This window comes from Pseudomonas sp. GD04015, from assembly GCF_029837675.1.
Lineage (GTDB): Bacteria > Pseudomonadota > Gammaproteobacteria > Pseudomonadales > Pseudomonadaceae > Aquipseudomonas > Aquipseudomonas paralcaligenes.
The window spans coordinates 179,166-192,880 of the sequence record NZ_JAOEEE010000003.1 but is presented as its reverse complement, the minus strand read 5'-3'; the positions used below and the strand labels follow the sequence as shown (position 1 = coordinate 192,880).

Genomic DNA, 13,715 nt, shown 5'->3' with positions numbered 1-13,715 from the left:
ATTTCTTGTACAAGAAAGCATGCCGGGCGAAAGTTGTACAGGCCGTTCGTCTTGTACAGGTTTTCAGGGGGCGAAGGGGAAGCACCAGGGCACCAGCCCCACCGCGACCAGCATCACCAGCAGGGTGAAGGGCACGCCGACCCGCACGAAGTCGCTGAAGCGGTAGCGGCCGGGCGTCATCACCAGGGTGTTCACCGGCGAGGAAACCGGGGTCATGAAGGCAGCCGAGGCGGCCAGGGCCACGGTCATGGCGAAGGGCAGCGGCGACAGGCCGAGGCTCTGCGCCACGGCGATGGCCACCGGCGCCATCAGCACGGCGGTGGCGGTGTTGGAGACGAACAGGCCGATCACCGCGGTGAGCGCGAACAGGCAGGCGAGCAGGGCGCGGGGGCCGGCATCGCCGAGCAGGCCGACCAGGCCGCGCACGGCCAGGTCGACGCCGCCGGTCTGCTGCAGCGCCTGGGCGAAGGGCAGCATGCCGGCAATCAGGATCAGCGTCGGCCAGTGGATGGCGCGGTAGGCGCTGTCCAGGTCGATGCAGCGGAAGGCGCCCATCAGCAGGCAGCCGATCAGCGCGGCGAGCACGTTGGGCACCGCGCCGCTGACCATCAGGCCGATCATCACCGCCAGGCTGAGCAGGGCGTAGGGCGCCTTGCGGATGGCCGGCGCCACTTCGTCCACTTCAACCGGCAGGCCGAGCACCAGGAAGTCGCGGGTCTGCTGCTGCAGGCGGTGGATGTATTTCCATTCGCCGGCCACCAGCAGGCTGTCGGCGGCGCGCAGCGGCTCGTCCACCAGCACGCCCTCGAGCGCCTTGCCCTGGCGGCGCAGGCCGACCAGGTTGAGGTGGTGACGGCTGCGCAAGGCGATTTCCTGCACCGTCCTGCCGGCCAGCCGCGACTCCGGCGGCAGCACCACCTCGGCCAGGCCGAGCTGGTGCGAGTGGCGGGCGTAGTAGGAGGCGGTGAGCGGCGCCGGCTCCAGGCCCAGCTCACGGTAGGTGCCGAGCAGGCCGATGGCCGGACTGACCAGATCGACCAGCAGTATGTCGCCGGCCTGCAGCTGGGTGCTGCCGGTGGCCATCAGCAGCAGGGTGCGGAACTGCCGCTCGCGCTCCACGGCGATCACGTTGATGCCGTGCTGCTTGCGCAGCTCCAGTTCGTCGAGCACCTGGCCGGCCAGCGGCGAGTCGGCGCGTACCCGCAGGCGCCGCTCGCGCTCGCTCAGGCGGTAGTTGCGCGACAGCTCGGCCAGGGTCGGCCGCGCCTCGGTGGTCACCGCCCCGGCGTCCGCGCGCACCAGCCAGCGGCGCGCCAGCAGCATGTAGCCGATGCCCAGGACCAGCACCGGCAGGCCGATCGGCGTCGGTCCGAAGAAGCCGAAGCCGTCCAGCCCGGCGCGCAATAGCTCGGCGTGCACCACCAGGTTGGGGGGCGTGGCGACCAGGGTCAGCATGCCGCTGATCAGCCCGGCGAAGGCCAGCGGCATCATCAGCCGGGTCGGCGACAGGCGCAGGCGCGCGGCGACGCTGAGCACCACCGGGATGAAGATGGCGACCACCCCGGTGGAACTCATCACCGAGCCGAGCCCGGCCACGGCCAGCATCAGCAGCACGATCAGGCGCGCCTCGCTGTTGCCGGCCCGCGCGGCCAGCCAGTCGCCCAGGCGGTAGGCGATGCCGGTGCGCACCAGGCCCTCGCCGATCACGAACAGCGCGGCGATCAGCACCACGTTGGGGTCGCCGAAACCGGACAGGGCCTGGCCCATGTCGAGCACACCGGTCAGGGGCAGGGCGACCAGCACCAGCAGGCCCACGGCGTCCATGCGCGGCCTGTTCAGGGCGAACAGAACGATGGCGCCGAGCAGCAGCGCAAGGACCCAGAGCAACTGTGGATTCATGCCGTCTTCCGTCATCGATACCGGGCGATTGTTTCAGGGGTAGCCGAGCAATGCCTTGATCTGCGCCAGATGCGCTTCCACCCAGCGCCGGTCGATCGGCCCCCAGTCCCGGATCAGATAGTGGCCGGCGTTGTTGCGCTCGCCGTCGTGCTGGACGAAGGCGCAGTCGATGTCCAGTTCGGCCAGCGCCGCCAGGGTGTCCTGGGCGGTGCGCCGGGGCATGCCGGTGGCGGCCATCAGGGCCGGCACGCTGGCGGCCGCGCCGCTGTCGACCAGCCAGGCCACGTAGAGACGGCGGTAGAAGCTGGTGCGGGTCTTGCTGGTTTCCATGGAGTGCTCCTTGCAGGGGCGGAGATGTTGCTCTCTCCCTGTGGGAAAGGGCTGAGGTGAGCGCGCAACAGGCAACTCCTTGTCGCCGGAAAGCCCCTCACCCCCAACCCCTCTCCCAGAGGGAGAGGGAGTCGGGGACCCAGACCGGGGAGATTTTCCCCGGAACTCATGTGGGCTCCCTCTCCCTCCGGGAGAGGGCCGGGGTGAGGGTGCAACAAGCAACTCCGTGCGACGGAAAGCCCCTCCCGGAGGGAGAGCGAAAGCAACGAGGCCCGCAACAGCGGGCCTCGGTTCTCTTACAGGCTGGCGATCTTCTCGCGCTGCTCGGCCAGCTTGGCCAGTGCCTGTTCGGCTTCGGCCAGCTTGGCGCGTTCCTTGTCGAGCACTTCGGCCGGGGCCTTGGCGACGAAGCCTTCGTTGGCCAGCTTGCCGCCGACCCGCTTGACCTCGCCGTCCAGGCGCTGGATTTCCTTGTCCAGGCGCGCCAGTTCGGCGTCCTTGTCGATCAGGCCGGCCATCGGCACCAGCACCTGCATGTCGCCGACCAGGGTGGTAGCGGACATCGGCGCTTCCTCGCCGGCGGCCAGCACGCGGACAGATTCGAACTTGGCCATCTTGTTCAGCAGCGGCGCATTCTCAGTCAGGCGGCGCAGGTCCTCAGCATTGGCATTGGCCAGTACCACGTCGATACGTTTGGCCAGGGATATCTTCATCTCGCCGCGAATCTGTCTCACGCCGAGCATCAGCGTTTTGATCCAGGCGATATCCTCTTCCGCGGCGACATCGATGCGGCTCTCGTTGGCCACCGGCCAGGACTGCAGCATCAGCGTGTCTCCACTGGCTCCCGCCTGACCTTTGATGCGCTGCCAGATCTCCTCGGTGATGAAGGGCATGAACGGGTGGGCCAGGCGCAGGATCACTTCCAGCACACGCGCTAGAGTTCGGCGGGTGCCGCGCAGGCGCTCGGCGGGTGCGTTTTCATCCCACAGCACGGGCTTGACCAGCTCCAGGTACCAGGAGCAGTACTCATCCCAAGCGAACTCGTAGAGCGCCTGTGTCGCCAGGTCGAAGCGGAAGGCGTCGAGGTGGCGGGTGACGTCCTGCTCGCAGCGTTGCAGGGCGGAGATGATCCAGCGGTCGACGGCGGACAGTTCCACCGGCTCGTCATTGACGCCGCAGTCCTTGCCGTCGGTGTTCTCCAGCACGAAGTTGGTGGCGTTCCACAGCTTGTTGCAGAAGTTGCGGTAGCCCTCGACCCGGCCCATGTCGAACTTCACGTCGCGGCCGGTGGTGGCCAGCGAGCAGAAGGTGAAGCGCAGGGCGTCGGTGCCGTAGCTGGCGATGCCGTCGGGGAACTCGGCGCGGGTCTGCTTGGCGATCTTCTCGGCCAGCTTCGGCTGCATCATGCCGCTGGTGCGTTTCTCCAGCAGCGCGTCCAGGGTGATGCCGTCGACGATGTCCAGCGGGTCGAGCACGTTGCCCTTGGACTTGGACATCTTCTGGCCCTGGCCGTCGCGCACCAGGCCGTGGACGTACACGGTCTTGAACGGAATCTGCCCGGTCAGGTGGGTGGACAGCATGATCATCCGGGCGACCCAGAAGAAGATGATGTCGAAGCCGGTGACCAGCACGTCGGTCGGGTGGAAGGTCTTGAGGAAGTCGGTCTGCTGCGGCCAGCCGAGGGTGGAGAAGGTCCACAGGCCGGAGCTGAACCAGGTGTCGAGCACGTCGTCGTCCTGGCGCAGGGGGATGTCGCCGAGGTCGTGCTTGGCGCGCACCTCGGCCTCGTCGCGGCCGACGTAGACGTTGCCGGCCTGGTCGTACCAGGCCGGGATGCGGTGGCCCCACCACAACTGGCGGCTGATGCACCAGTCCTGGATGTCGCGCATCCAGCTGAAGTACATGTTCTCGTACTGCTTGGGCACGAACTGGATCTCGCCGCTCTCGACCACGGCGATGGCCTTCTCGGCCAGCGGCTTGGTGGAGACGTACCACTGGTCGGTCAGCCAGGGCTCGATCACGGTGCCGGAGCGGTCACCCTTCGGCACCTTCAGGGCGTGGTCGTCGATCTTCTCCAGCAGGCCCAGGGCCTCGATGTCGGCGACGATGCGCTTGCGCGCCTCGAAACGGTCCAGGCCGGCGTAGGCGGCGGGCAGGCCGGAGTCGATCAGGGCATTGACGCTGCCGTCGATGTTGAAGATCTGCGCACCCGGCAGCACCGCGGCGTCCTGGTCGAAGATGTTGATCAGCGGCAGGTTGTGGCGCTTGCCGACTTCGTAGTCGTTGAAGTCGTGGGCCGGGGTGATCTTCACGCAGCCGGTGCCGAACTCGGGGTCGCAGTATTCGTCGGCGATGATCGGGATGCGCCGGCCCACCAGCGGCAGGTCGACGTACTGGCCGATCAGCGCCTTGTAGCGCTCGTCGTCCGGGTGCACGGCGACGGCCGAGTCGCCCAGCATGGTTTCCGGGCGGGTGGTGGCGACGATCAGGTGGTCCTTGCCGTCGGCGGTCTTGTGGCCGTCGGCCAGCGGGTAGCGCAGGTTCCACAGGTGGCCCTTCTCGTCGTGGTTCTCCACTTCGAGGTCGGAGATGGCGGTGTGGAACTTGGTGTCCCAGTTGACCAGACGCTTGCCGCGGTAGATCAGGCCGTCCTCGTGCAGGCGCACGAAGGCTTCCTTGACCGCCTCGGACAGGCCCTCGTCCATGGTGAAGCGCTCGCGCGACCAGTCCACCGAGGAGCCGAGGCGACGAATCTGCCGGGTGATGGTGCCGCCGGACTGCTCCTTCCACTCCCAGACCTTGTCTAGGAATTTCTCGCGGCCGAGGTCGTGGCGGGCGATGCCGTCGGCGGCCAGCTGGCGCTCCACCACCATCTGGGTGGCGATGCCGGCGTGGTCGGTGCCCGGCTGCCACAGGGTGTTGCGGCCCTGCATGCGGCGGAAGCGGATCAGCGCGTCCATGATGGCGTTGTTGAAGCCATGGCCCATGTGCAGGCTGCCGGTGACGTTCGGCGGCGGGATCATGATGGTGTAGGGCTCGCCGGAGCCCTGCGGGGCGAAGTAGTTGTTCTGCTCCCAGGTCTGGTACCAGGAAGTTTCGATGGCGTGCGGCTGGTAGGTCTTGTCCATGCGCGGCGGGACCCTATGACGGCTGAGCGGAAAAGCCGCCGAGTATAAGGCAAACCGGCCCCTCGGGTTTAGACCCGATGCGCTTCGGCCCCGGGCCACCCGTCAGCTGCCGCCCGAATGCAGGTCTGTCCGCAGTCCGCCATGCGCGCCAGCTGCAGCGCCGCCGGGCGGAACAGCGCCGGCTGCCGGTCGAAGGCGAACACCACCCGTTCGGCCAGGCCGAGCGCGGCGGCGCCTGTCGGTGTCAGGTGCAGCTCGACGCGACCGGCCTGCGCGACCAGGGCGAGCACCTGGCCGCTCGCCGCCAGGGACTGGTCGTTGCCCTCCAGATAGAGGGCGTCCTGCTCGGCCACGCCGGTCGGCTGGCCGCAGGCGATGTGCAGCACGTCGAGCGGGTCGCGCGGGGAGGCGTAGCCCAGGGTCAGCCACAGCAGGCCGTCGTCGTCGCCGTGGAACACTTCCTCCACCTCGAAGCGGGCCGGGCTCATGCCTCGCGCTCCAGGGCCGCTAGCACCTCGGCGTCGGTCACCAGGCCCCGGTCGACCAGGCCGTGCTCGCGGATGCGGTCCAGGTAGCGACGGGCCTCGTCGGCGCGGGCCGGGTCCGCCTGGGCGGCGCGTAGCAGCACCCGGGCGGCGGTCTCGTAGAAGGGCAGGATGGCCTGCTCGCCCTCGATGGGCGCGAAGCGCAGCGTCGCGCGGGCGTGCTCGACGGCCCGGACGAGGTCGTCCGCCCCTGGTGAGTCGGCGAGCCGCCAGGCCAGGGTGTTGTGCGCGGCGCGGCGGGCCGCGCGGATCAGGTTGTCGCGCTCCAGGTAGGGCCAGTCCCGCACGCCGCCCAGGCGTTCGAGGATTTCCCGGCACAGGCGCTGGTTTTCTTCGTGCTCGCCGAGTTCCCCGCTGAAGAAGCGCAGCTGGTCGAGCACGCCGGCCCACAGGTGGTGATCGCCGTGACCGGCCTCGCGCAGCAGCGCCTCGGCTTCGCGGGCCAGGTCGTGCGCGCTGCGGTGGTCACCACTGTGGGCGAGCTGGGCGGCGGCCTCCAGTCGGCGCTCGAAGCCCTCCTGGTCGAAGTCGCAGGGTTCGGTCGGCTCGGCGATCTCGAAGTGTTCGAGATTGGCGCGCTGTTCCTCGTCGAGTCGCGCCAGCAGCTCGTCCGCCGGGCGGCCGTGATGGCGCAGCAGGGCCCAGGCCTTGTAGAAGCGCGCTTCCTCCCGGTCCTCGTCGTCGAAGTCGGCGGTCTGCGCCGGCCTGCGGCCGAACAGCGAGCCCAGCAGGCCGGTCGGCCTGGCGGGCGGTGGCGCGCCGAGCACATGGTCGAAGTCGGCCAGCGCCGCCTCCGGATTGCCCCCCACCAGCGCGCCCAGGCCGCGCTGGCAGTACAGCCAGCCGAGGGCGAACTCGCCGTCGTGGCGTTCGATCAGGCGGTCGAACACGGCGTACAGGTGCTCGCGCGGGATGAAGTCGGCGTTGTCCGGGCTGTGCTTCAGGGCCTGGATGCATGCCTCGACGCCGCGCCAGCGCAGCGGCACATGGCGGAAGTACTTGCCTTCGTCCCAGGAGTGGCGTGCGGCGAGTGCGCAGACCCGTTCGCTGCGCAGGGCCAGCGGCACGTCGTGGAGCATGTCCGCGTACTGGCCGGCGAAGCGTTCGGCCATCGCCGGGGTAATGAACGGGCGCGGGATGCAGGACAGGTGGATCGGATCGCGCCTGAAGGCGGCGTCGGCAATCTTCTGGGTGTACTTCTCTGGTGGGATCTCGTAGGGCGAGAGGTGGTAGTCCGGGTTGTCGATCTCGGCGAGCATCAGCGCCTCGTCCCAGAACACCGCCCAGCAGTGTTCGGCGCACCGGGCGCTGGTCCTGTGGTGGCGGAAGTGCGGGCCGTGCTCGGCGGTCAGCTGCGCCCACAGCGCCTCGTCCGGGCAGAGCGCATGGGCGTGGGCGAACACCGTTTCGTCGACCAGCCGGCCGGGCAATTGCTGGATCAGGCCGAAGTGGATGTCCAGCGCGCGGCACAGCATCCGTGGTTCGAGGTAGCGCGCCGGGATGCGGTTCTCGATGAACCAGGCGCTGTCGGCATGGGCCAGCGCGGTGAGGTAGAAGGTTTCGTCGCGGAAGCGACCCGGCACGTGTTCGATAGCGTTGCTCCAGTGGCGCACGGCGTGCAGGCACAGCGCATGGTCGAGCCACGGCTCGGGCAGGGCATCGGGCGGCACCTGGCGCTCGACCAGGTGGCGGCACAGTTCGGCGTCGAGCAGCTGTGCGGGGATCAGGGCGGGGTCGTAGCTGCCCTGGCTGGCGCGCAGCAGCAGTGCCTTGTCGATCAGGCGCGGCGGCACGTGCCGCAGGTTGGCGGCGCTGCAGTCGATCAGGCGCTCGGCGATCTCGTGGTCGAACACCGCCTCGGGGAAGAACTCGGCCACCCAGATGTCGCCGTGGTCCTGCCGGCCGGGGCACAGCTCGATGGCTTCCAGGCAGAAGTCGCGGGTGAGGAATTCGGCCGGGATGGCGCGGAAGCTCTTGCGGTTGTCGTAGGCCTTGTGCCGCAGGTAGCGGCGCCAGTAGTCGGCGTCCTGCGGCTCCGTCTGCAGGTCGGCGAGCGTCAGCGCCTCCCAGTCGACGCGGCCGGGCGGGTTGTAGCGGAAGTCTGAGCCATCGTGCCCGGCGAAGTCCCGGTCGTATTGCGCGTCGAGCCGGGCCGCCTGGCCGCGGTACTGCTTGGCGCCCTTGGCGTCGCCCAACTTGTGGCAGGCCAGGCCGGCCAGCCAGAGGTAGAAGGCGCTGTTCCAATGCAGGTCGGCGGCCTTGGCCAGGTCCTCGCGGGCCGGCTCCAGTTCGCCGCGGCGCAGCCGGGCCTCGCCGCGCACGCGGTAGAGCACGGCCTTGAGGCGCTTGTCACGGTCGTGGGTGATCCGTTCGAGGGAGCTGCTGGTGAGGTCGATGGCCCGCTCCAGATCGCCCAGGCGCAGGGCGCACAGCGCCAGGTCGTCCACGGCCTCGTTCTGCAGGGTGGGGTAGCGCTCGGGCATCAGCGCCGCGGCGCGCTCCAGGTAGGGGATGGCCTGCTCCAGGGCGTCGGCCCGGTACAGCGCCAGCCCGGCGTCGCGCCAGGGGCGCATGTAGCTGGGAGACAGTTCGAGGGCGGCCTTGCTGGCGAGGAAGGCCTCCTTGAACTGGCGCTGGCGGAAGTGATCGGCGGCCTGGCGCACCAGCGGCAGGCAGGCGGGGTCGAAGCCGTCGACGAACAGCGACTCGCCTGCCTCGAGCGTCTTGCGCATGGCAGCGAAGTTCCAGTGCGGTTCGTCTGAGCTCCAGCAGCCCGGCGAATAGCACAGCTCCGGGCGCAGGGCGAGCAGGTCCTCGGACCAGTAGAACCAGGCCGCCGGGTCGGGCTCCTCGAAGTGGTGCCCGTCGCAGACGAAACTCACCACGCAGTCGTCGGGCAGCTGGATGTCGCGCCAGTCGTGGAACCAGAAGAACGCGTGGGGCGTGTCCACCACGCCCCGGAAGCCGCGGTGCAGGGTCTCGTCGTCGCCGCCGAAGAAGGCGGCGTAGTGGCGCGCCGAGATCTTGCCGCCGACCAGGCGGTTCGAGTCGCTGTGGTGGAAGAAGCCGTCACAGGCGAGGTCGCCGGTGACCACGCATTCCGGCGGATCGCCGGCGAACACAAGGTCGCCGATGACTACCAGCAGCGGGGTCGTTTCCTGTGCGTTTCGCAGCGCTTGCCACTGCTGGTCGGTCAACGTGGTGTCGCCCTCGAAGCAGAGGCAGGTGCCTTCGAGGAAGTAGGCCAGGTCTTCCTCGTCGAGTTCGTCATCGTCGTCGGTGCGCAGGTAGCGGTCGCGCAGCTCGCCCGGCAGCGTCGGCCAGATGTCGCCGAGGGGCAGGATGCGGGGAGCGGGTGTGGCTGGGTTCATGTCGCCTCCTGGCCGGTCGTCACCGGTCCTGCTGGTAGAGCGCCCAGATGGCTTCGGCCACGGCCATCGGCAAGCCTTCGTCGTAGTCCTCGTCGTCGAGGTCGACCTCTTCGCTGCCCATGACGGCGGCCAGCATGGCCGGCGGGATGGGGCGCTTCTGTTCCACGCCCGCGTAGTCGCCGGGCGGCACCGGGCCGTGGCGCGGGTCGAAGTACAGCGTGCCCGTGGCGTAGAAGCCGGCCAGGAAGCGTTCCTCGATCTGGCGGATCAGGCGGTGGCTGCCGCTGGCCCAGCCGGGGACTTCGTCGTCGGTGGCGTACTGGGCGTGGAATTCCGCGCCCAGCGCCCAGTACATGAGCAGGGCGGTGGCGCGCTCGGTGCGCGGGTCGTCGGCCAGCCACTGCAGGGCGTCGCGGTTGCCGTCGTAGTTGCTGCGGGCGGCGAACAGGTGCCGTTGCTGCGGCGTGGCGCCTTGCAGGTGATCCAGCAGCAGTTGCCAGGCCTGCTGGTCGATGTCGTCGTCGTGGGACACGCCGCCTCCTTTCTGTCGAGTCCGCCACGGGAGCAGACCCTAGCACGCTGCGCCGCCGGAAAATGCGGCGTGGCGCTCAGCGGAGCTGCAGGCGGTAGTCGTCTCCCATGCGCCGTCCGTGGCGGTCGGTCAGGGTCAGCAGGTCCCGCGTCTCGTATTCCTTGCCGTGGAACCGGTAGCGGGCCGGCGCCAGGAGGGTGGGGTGCCTGCCGTCGCTGCGGACCTCGCCCAGCGCGGTCGAGACGGGCGGGTTGTTGGCGGTGAAGTTGCTGTGCACCAGGACCCGCCCGCCGGCCTCGACCAGCACGAAGTACCAGTTGCCGACGCCGTACAGGCCGGCTATCGGCGCCGGGGCGTGGACCAGCCGGGCGATGCCGGTCACGGGCATCGAGGTGCGGGTCTTCATCAGGCCCAGGAAGGTGCGGCTGGTGATGCTGGCGTCGGCGAAGGTGCGGCGGATGCGCTCGCGCTCGGCCTCCAGGCAGGCGGCCAGGCGCTCGAAGTCGGTGGCGGAGAAGGCGTCGGGCGGCAGGTACAGGGTGTCGCCCCAGTCATAGCCGTGGAGGCGGCTGGTGCCTACGGTGTCGAGATTGAGGCCGAACGCGCGGGTGCGCGCGGTGTCGCGCTGCAGGTAGGCGTCGAGGTTCTTGTAGAAGATTTCGTAGCGGATGGCGGCGAGCGGCTGGCCACGATAGCGGTAGCGGACGTCGACCTGGGAGGAGCCGGCGGCGTTCTCGGCGAACGGGCGCGCCTCGACGACGAAGGGCTGGCCGGCGCAGTCCAGTTCCAGGATGCGCGCCGAGGCGTGTGCACCGCCGGCCAGCAGCGCTCCGGCGCAGAGCCCCAGCCAGCGCAGGGCGTTTCGAGTCGGCGGCGTGTTTCGACGATGGGGCATGGGCTCTGGCCTCCCTGCGAGTTGCCACACTCCATTAAAGCCGCCGCGGAGGATTTTTCCCGGCGGCTCGCACGGGTGGCCGTCAGCCCGCGACCAGCACGCGGATCGCCTCCAGGCGCAGCGCCGCCTTGTCGAGGAAGCCCAGGCCGCTCTCGCGCTGCTTGCGCAGGGCCTCGATCTCGGCCGGACGCACGCTCGGGTTGACCGCCTGGAGGGCGGTCATGCGGGCGATTTCCTCGTCCAGGGTGGCGGTGAAGCGCTTGCGCGCCTCCTCGACGCGGGCGGCGTGGCGCGGCTGCACCTTGGCCTCGGCGGCGCCGATCTGCTTGGCCAGCACGTCGCGCTGGGCCTGCACGAACTTGTTGGCGCTGGCCCGCGGCACGGCTTCCAGCTGGTCGTTGAGGGTGTCGAAGGCGACCTTGGTGGCCAGGTCGTTGCCGTTCGGGTCGAGCAGGCAGCGCAGGGCCACCGGCGGCACGTAGCGGCCCAGTTGCAGCGCCCTGGGCGCCACCACCTCGCTGACGTAGATCAGCTCCAGCAGCACGGTGCCGGGCTTGAGCGCCTTGTTCTTGATCAGCGCCACGGCGGTGTTGCCCATCGAGCCGGACAGCACCAGGTCCATGCCGCCCTGCACCATGGGGTGTTCCCAGGTGAGGAACTGCATGTCCTCGCGGGCCAGGGCCTGGTTGCGGTCGTAGGTGACGGTCACCGCCTCGTCGTCGCCGAGGGGGAAGCTGGCGTCCAGCATCTTCTCGCTGGGGCGCAGCACCAGGGCGTTCTCGGAGTGGTCCTCGCTGTCGATGCCGAAGGCGTCGAACAGCTCTTCCATATAGATCGGCAGGGCGAACTGATCGTCCTGCTCGTGGATTTCCTCGACCAGCCGCTCGCCTTCGCCGGCACCGCCGGAGTTCAGCTCCAGCAGGCGGTCGCGGCCGCTGTGCAGCTCGCCTTCGAGGCGGACACGCTCGGCGATGGCTTCGTCCAGCAGGTCCTGCCAGGCCTTGTCGCCGTTGCTCTCCAGCAGGGCCAGCAGGCGCGGGCCGAACTGATGCTGGAGGGCGTTGCCGGTGGGGCAGGTGTTGAGGAAGGCGTTCAGCGCCTGGTGGTACCACTGGAACAGGTGTTCCTGCGGGCTGCCTTCCAGGTAGGGCACGTGCAGCTGGATGGTGTGCTTCTGGCCGATCCGGTCGAGACGGCCGATGCGCTGTTCCAGCAGGTCCGGGTGGGCCGGCAGGTCGAACAGCACCAGATGATGGCTGAACTGGAAGTTGCGGCCCTCGGAGCCGATCTCGGAGCAGATCAGCACCTGGGCGCCGAATTCCTCGTCGGCGAAGTAGGCGGCGGCGCGGTCGCGCTCGAGGATGCTCATGCCCTCGTGGAACACGGTGGCGGGGATGCCGGAGCGCACGCGCAGGGCGTCTTCCAGGTCGAGGGCGGTCTCGGCGTGGGCGCAGATCACCAGCACCTTGAACTTCTTGAGCATCTTCAGGGTGTCGATCAGCCAGTCCACCCGCGGGTCGAAGCGCCACCAGGCCTCGTCTTCGCCCTGGGCCTGGTAGCTGACTTCCGGGTACAGCTCGGCGTGCTCGCCCGGCTGCAGCCCCTGGTACTGCTCCGGGGCGGGCAACGGGTAGGGGTGCAGCTGGCGCTCGGGGAAGCCCTGCACGGCGGCGCGGGTGTTGCGCAGCAGCACGCGGCCAGTGCCGTGGCGGTCGAGCAGCTCGCGGATCAGGCGCGCGGCGGCCTCGCTGTCACCGTCGGTCACGGCGGCCAACAGCGCCTCGCCCTCGGCGCCGAGGAAGCGGGCGATGGTGGCGTGGCCCTGTTCGGAGAGGCGGCCCTGGTCGAGCAGTTCCTGTACTGCCTCGGCCACCGGGCGGTAGTTGGCGCTCTCGGCGCGGAAGGCTTCCAGGTCATGGAAGCGGTCCGGGTCGAGCAGGCGCAGGCGGGCGAAGTGGCTTTCCAGGCCGAGCTGCTCGGGGGTGGCGGTGAGCAGCAGCACGCCGGGGATGATCTCGGCCAGCTGTTCCACCAGGCGGTATTCGTCGCTGGCCTTTTCCGGGTGCCAGACCAGGTGGTGGGCCTCGTCGACCACCAGCAGGTCCCAGCCGGCGGCGAAGGCGGCGTCCTGCGCCTTCTCGCTGCTCTTCAGCCACTCCAGGGAGACCAGCGCGAGCTGGGTGTCGTCGAACGGGTTGCTGGCATCGCTCTCGGCGAAGCGCTCGGCGTCGTACAGCGCGACCTGCAGGTTGAAGCGCCGGCGCATCTCCACCAGCCACTGGTGCTGCAGGTTTTCCGGCACCAGGATCAGCACCCGGCCGGTACGGCCGGAGAGCAGCTGGCGGTGGATCACCAGGCCGGCCTCGATGGTCTTGCCCAGGCCCACTTCGTCGGCCAGCAGCACGCGCGGGGCCATGCGGTCGGCGACCTCCCTGGCGATGTGCAACTGGTGGGCGATCGGCTGGGCGCGGGCGCCGCCGAGGCCCCACAGGCTGGACTGCAGCAGGCGGCTCTGGTGTTCCAGGGTGTGGTAGCGCAGGGCGAACCAGTTGAGCGGGTCGATCTGCCCGGCGAACAGGCGGTCGCTGGCCAGGCGGAACTGGATGAAGTTGGACAGCTGGGTTTCCGGCAGGCTGTACGGTTCGTGCTGGGCGTCGAAGCCGTGGTAGACCAGCAGGCCGTCGACATCCTCGACTTCCTGCACGGTCAGCTTCCAGCCCTCGAAGTGGGTGATCTCGTCGCCCGGGGCGAAGCGCACGCGGGTCAGCGGGGCGTTGCGCAGGGCGTACTGGCGGGTCTCGCCGGTCGCCGGATAGAGCACGGTGAGCAGACGGCCGTCGGAAGTGAGGATGGTGCCGAGCCCGAGTTCAGCCTCGCTGTCGCTGATCCAGCGCTGCCCCGGTTGATACTGCACAATGCCACTACTTGCCATGAAAAGCCCCAGCTGCGAAAAAAGCCGCGTATGTTAACGGAACGCCGCGCCGAGGGCGACGCCCGCTGCTGAATCTCTGATTG

The 13,715-nt window shown here is 69.2% G+C and carries 8 protein-coding genes; all 8 read right to left on the bottom strand.

Annotated elements, in window-relative coordinates; genetic code table 11:
• Positions 1-63: 63 nt before the first annotated feature.
• Positions 64-1,899, bottom strand: a complete 1,836-nt coding sequence (locus N7640_RS03875; RefSeq protein ID WP_279903708.1) for an SLC13 family permease — start codon at positions 1,897-1,899, stop codon at positions 64-66.
• A 33-nt stretch (positions 1,900-1,932) separates the two neighbouring features.
• Positions 1,933-2,229, bottom strand: a complete 297-nt coding sequence (locus N7640_RS03870; protein WP_279903706.1) for a winged helix-turn-helix domain-containing protein — start codon at positions 2,227-2,229, stop codon at positions 1,933-1,935.
• A 296-nt stretch (positions 2,230-2,525) separates the two neighbouring features.
• Positions 2,526-5,357 carry a valine--tRNA ligase gene (locus tag N7640_RS03865; RefSeq protein WP_279903704.1) on the bottom strand — a complete coding sequence of 944 codons (2,832 nt, stop codon included), beginning with the start codon at positions 5,355-5,357 and terminating at the stop codon, positions 2,526-2,528.
• Between the two features lie 68 nt (positions 5,358-5,425).
• The gene (locus N7640_RS03860; RefSeq protein ID WP_279903703.1) at positions 5,426-5,845 is read right to left on the bottom strand and encodes a hypothetical protein; all 420 of its coding nucleotides are present in this window, start codon (positions 5,843-5,845) and stop codon (positions 5,426-5,428) included.
• Positions 5,842-9,273: a hypothetical protein gene (locus N7640_RS03855; RefSeq protein WP_279903702.1), complete on the bottom strand. Its 3,432-nt coding sequence runs from the start codon at positions 9,271-9,273 to the stop codon at positions 5,842-5,844. The genes N7640_RS03860 and N7640_RS03855 overlap by 4 nt, the downstream gene beginning before the upstream one ends.
• A gap of 19 nt (positions 9,274-9,292) precedes the next feature.
• Positions 9,293-9,805: a DUF4274 domain-containing protein gene (locus tag N7640_RS03850; protein ID WP_279903700.1), complete on the bottom strand. Its 513-nt coding sequence runs from the start codon at positions 9,803-9,805 to the stop codon at positions 9,293-9,295.
• Between the two features lie 76 nt (positions 9,806-9,881).
• Positions 9,882-10,700, bottom strand: a complete 819-nt coding sequence (locus N7640_RS03845) for a hypothetical protein (protein ID WP_279903699.1) — start codon at positions 10,698-10,700, stop codon at positions 9,882-9,884.
• 82 nt (positions 10,701-10,782) lie between these two features.
• Positions 10,783-13,632, bottom strand: a complete 2,850-nt coding sequence (gene rapA, locus N7640_RS03840; protein ID WP_279903697.1) for an RNA polymerase-associated protein RapA — start codon at positions 13,630-13,632, stop codon at positions 10,783-10,785.
• Between the last annotated feature and the right edge of the window lie 83 nt (positions 13,633-13,715).

What these genes read in the sequence shown, in the direction of transcription:
- N7640_RS03875 (WP_279903708.1), bottom strand. Translation starts at nt 1,899, where the DNA reads ATGAATCCACAGTTGCTCTGGGTCCTTGCGCTGCTGCTCGGCGCCATC.
- N7640_RS03845 (WP_279903699.1), bottom strand. Translation starts at nt 10,700, where the DNA reads ATGCCCCATCGTCGAAACACGCCGCCGACTCGAAACGCCCTGCGCTGG.
- N7640_RS03855 (WP_279903702.1), bottom strand. Translation starts at nt 9,273, where the DNA reads ATGAACCCAGCCACACCCGCTCCCCGCATCCTGCCCCTCGGCGACATC.
- N7640_RS03870 (WP_279903706.1), bottom strand. Translation starts at nt 2,229, where the DNA reads ATGGAAACCAGCAAGACCCGCACCAGCTTCTACCGCCGTCTCTACGTG.
- rapA (WP_279903697.1), bottom strand. Translation starts at nt 13,632, where the DNA reads ATGGCAAGTAGTGGCATTGTGCAGTATCAACCGGGGCAGCGCTGGATC.
- N7640_RS03865 (WP_279903704.1), bottom strand. Translation starts at nt 5,357, where the DNA reads ATGGACAAGACCTACCAGCCGCACGCCATCGAAACTTCCTGGTACCAG.
- N7640_RS03860 (WP_279903703.1), bottom strand. Translation starts at nt 5,845, where the DNA reads ATGAGCCCGGCCCGCTTCGAGGTGGAGGAAGTGTTCCACGGCGACGAC.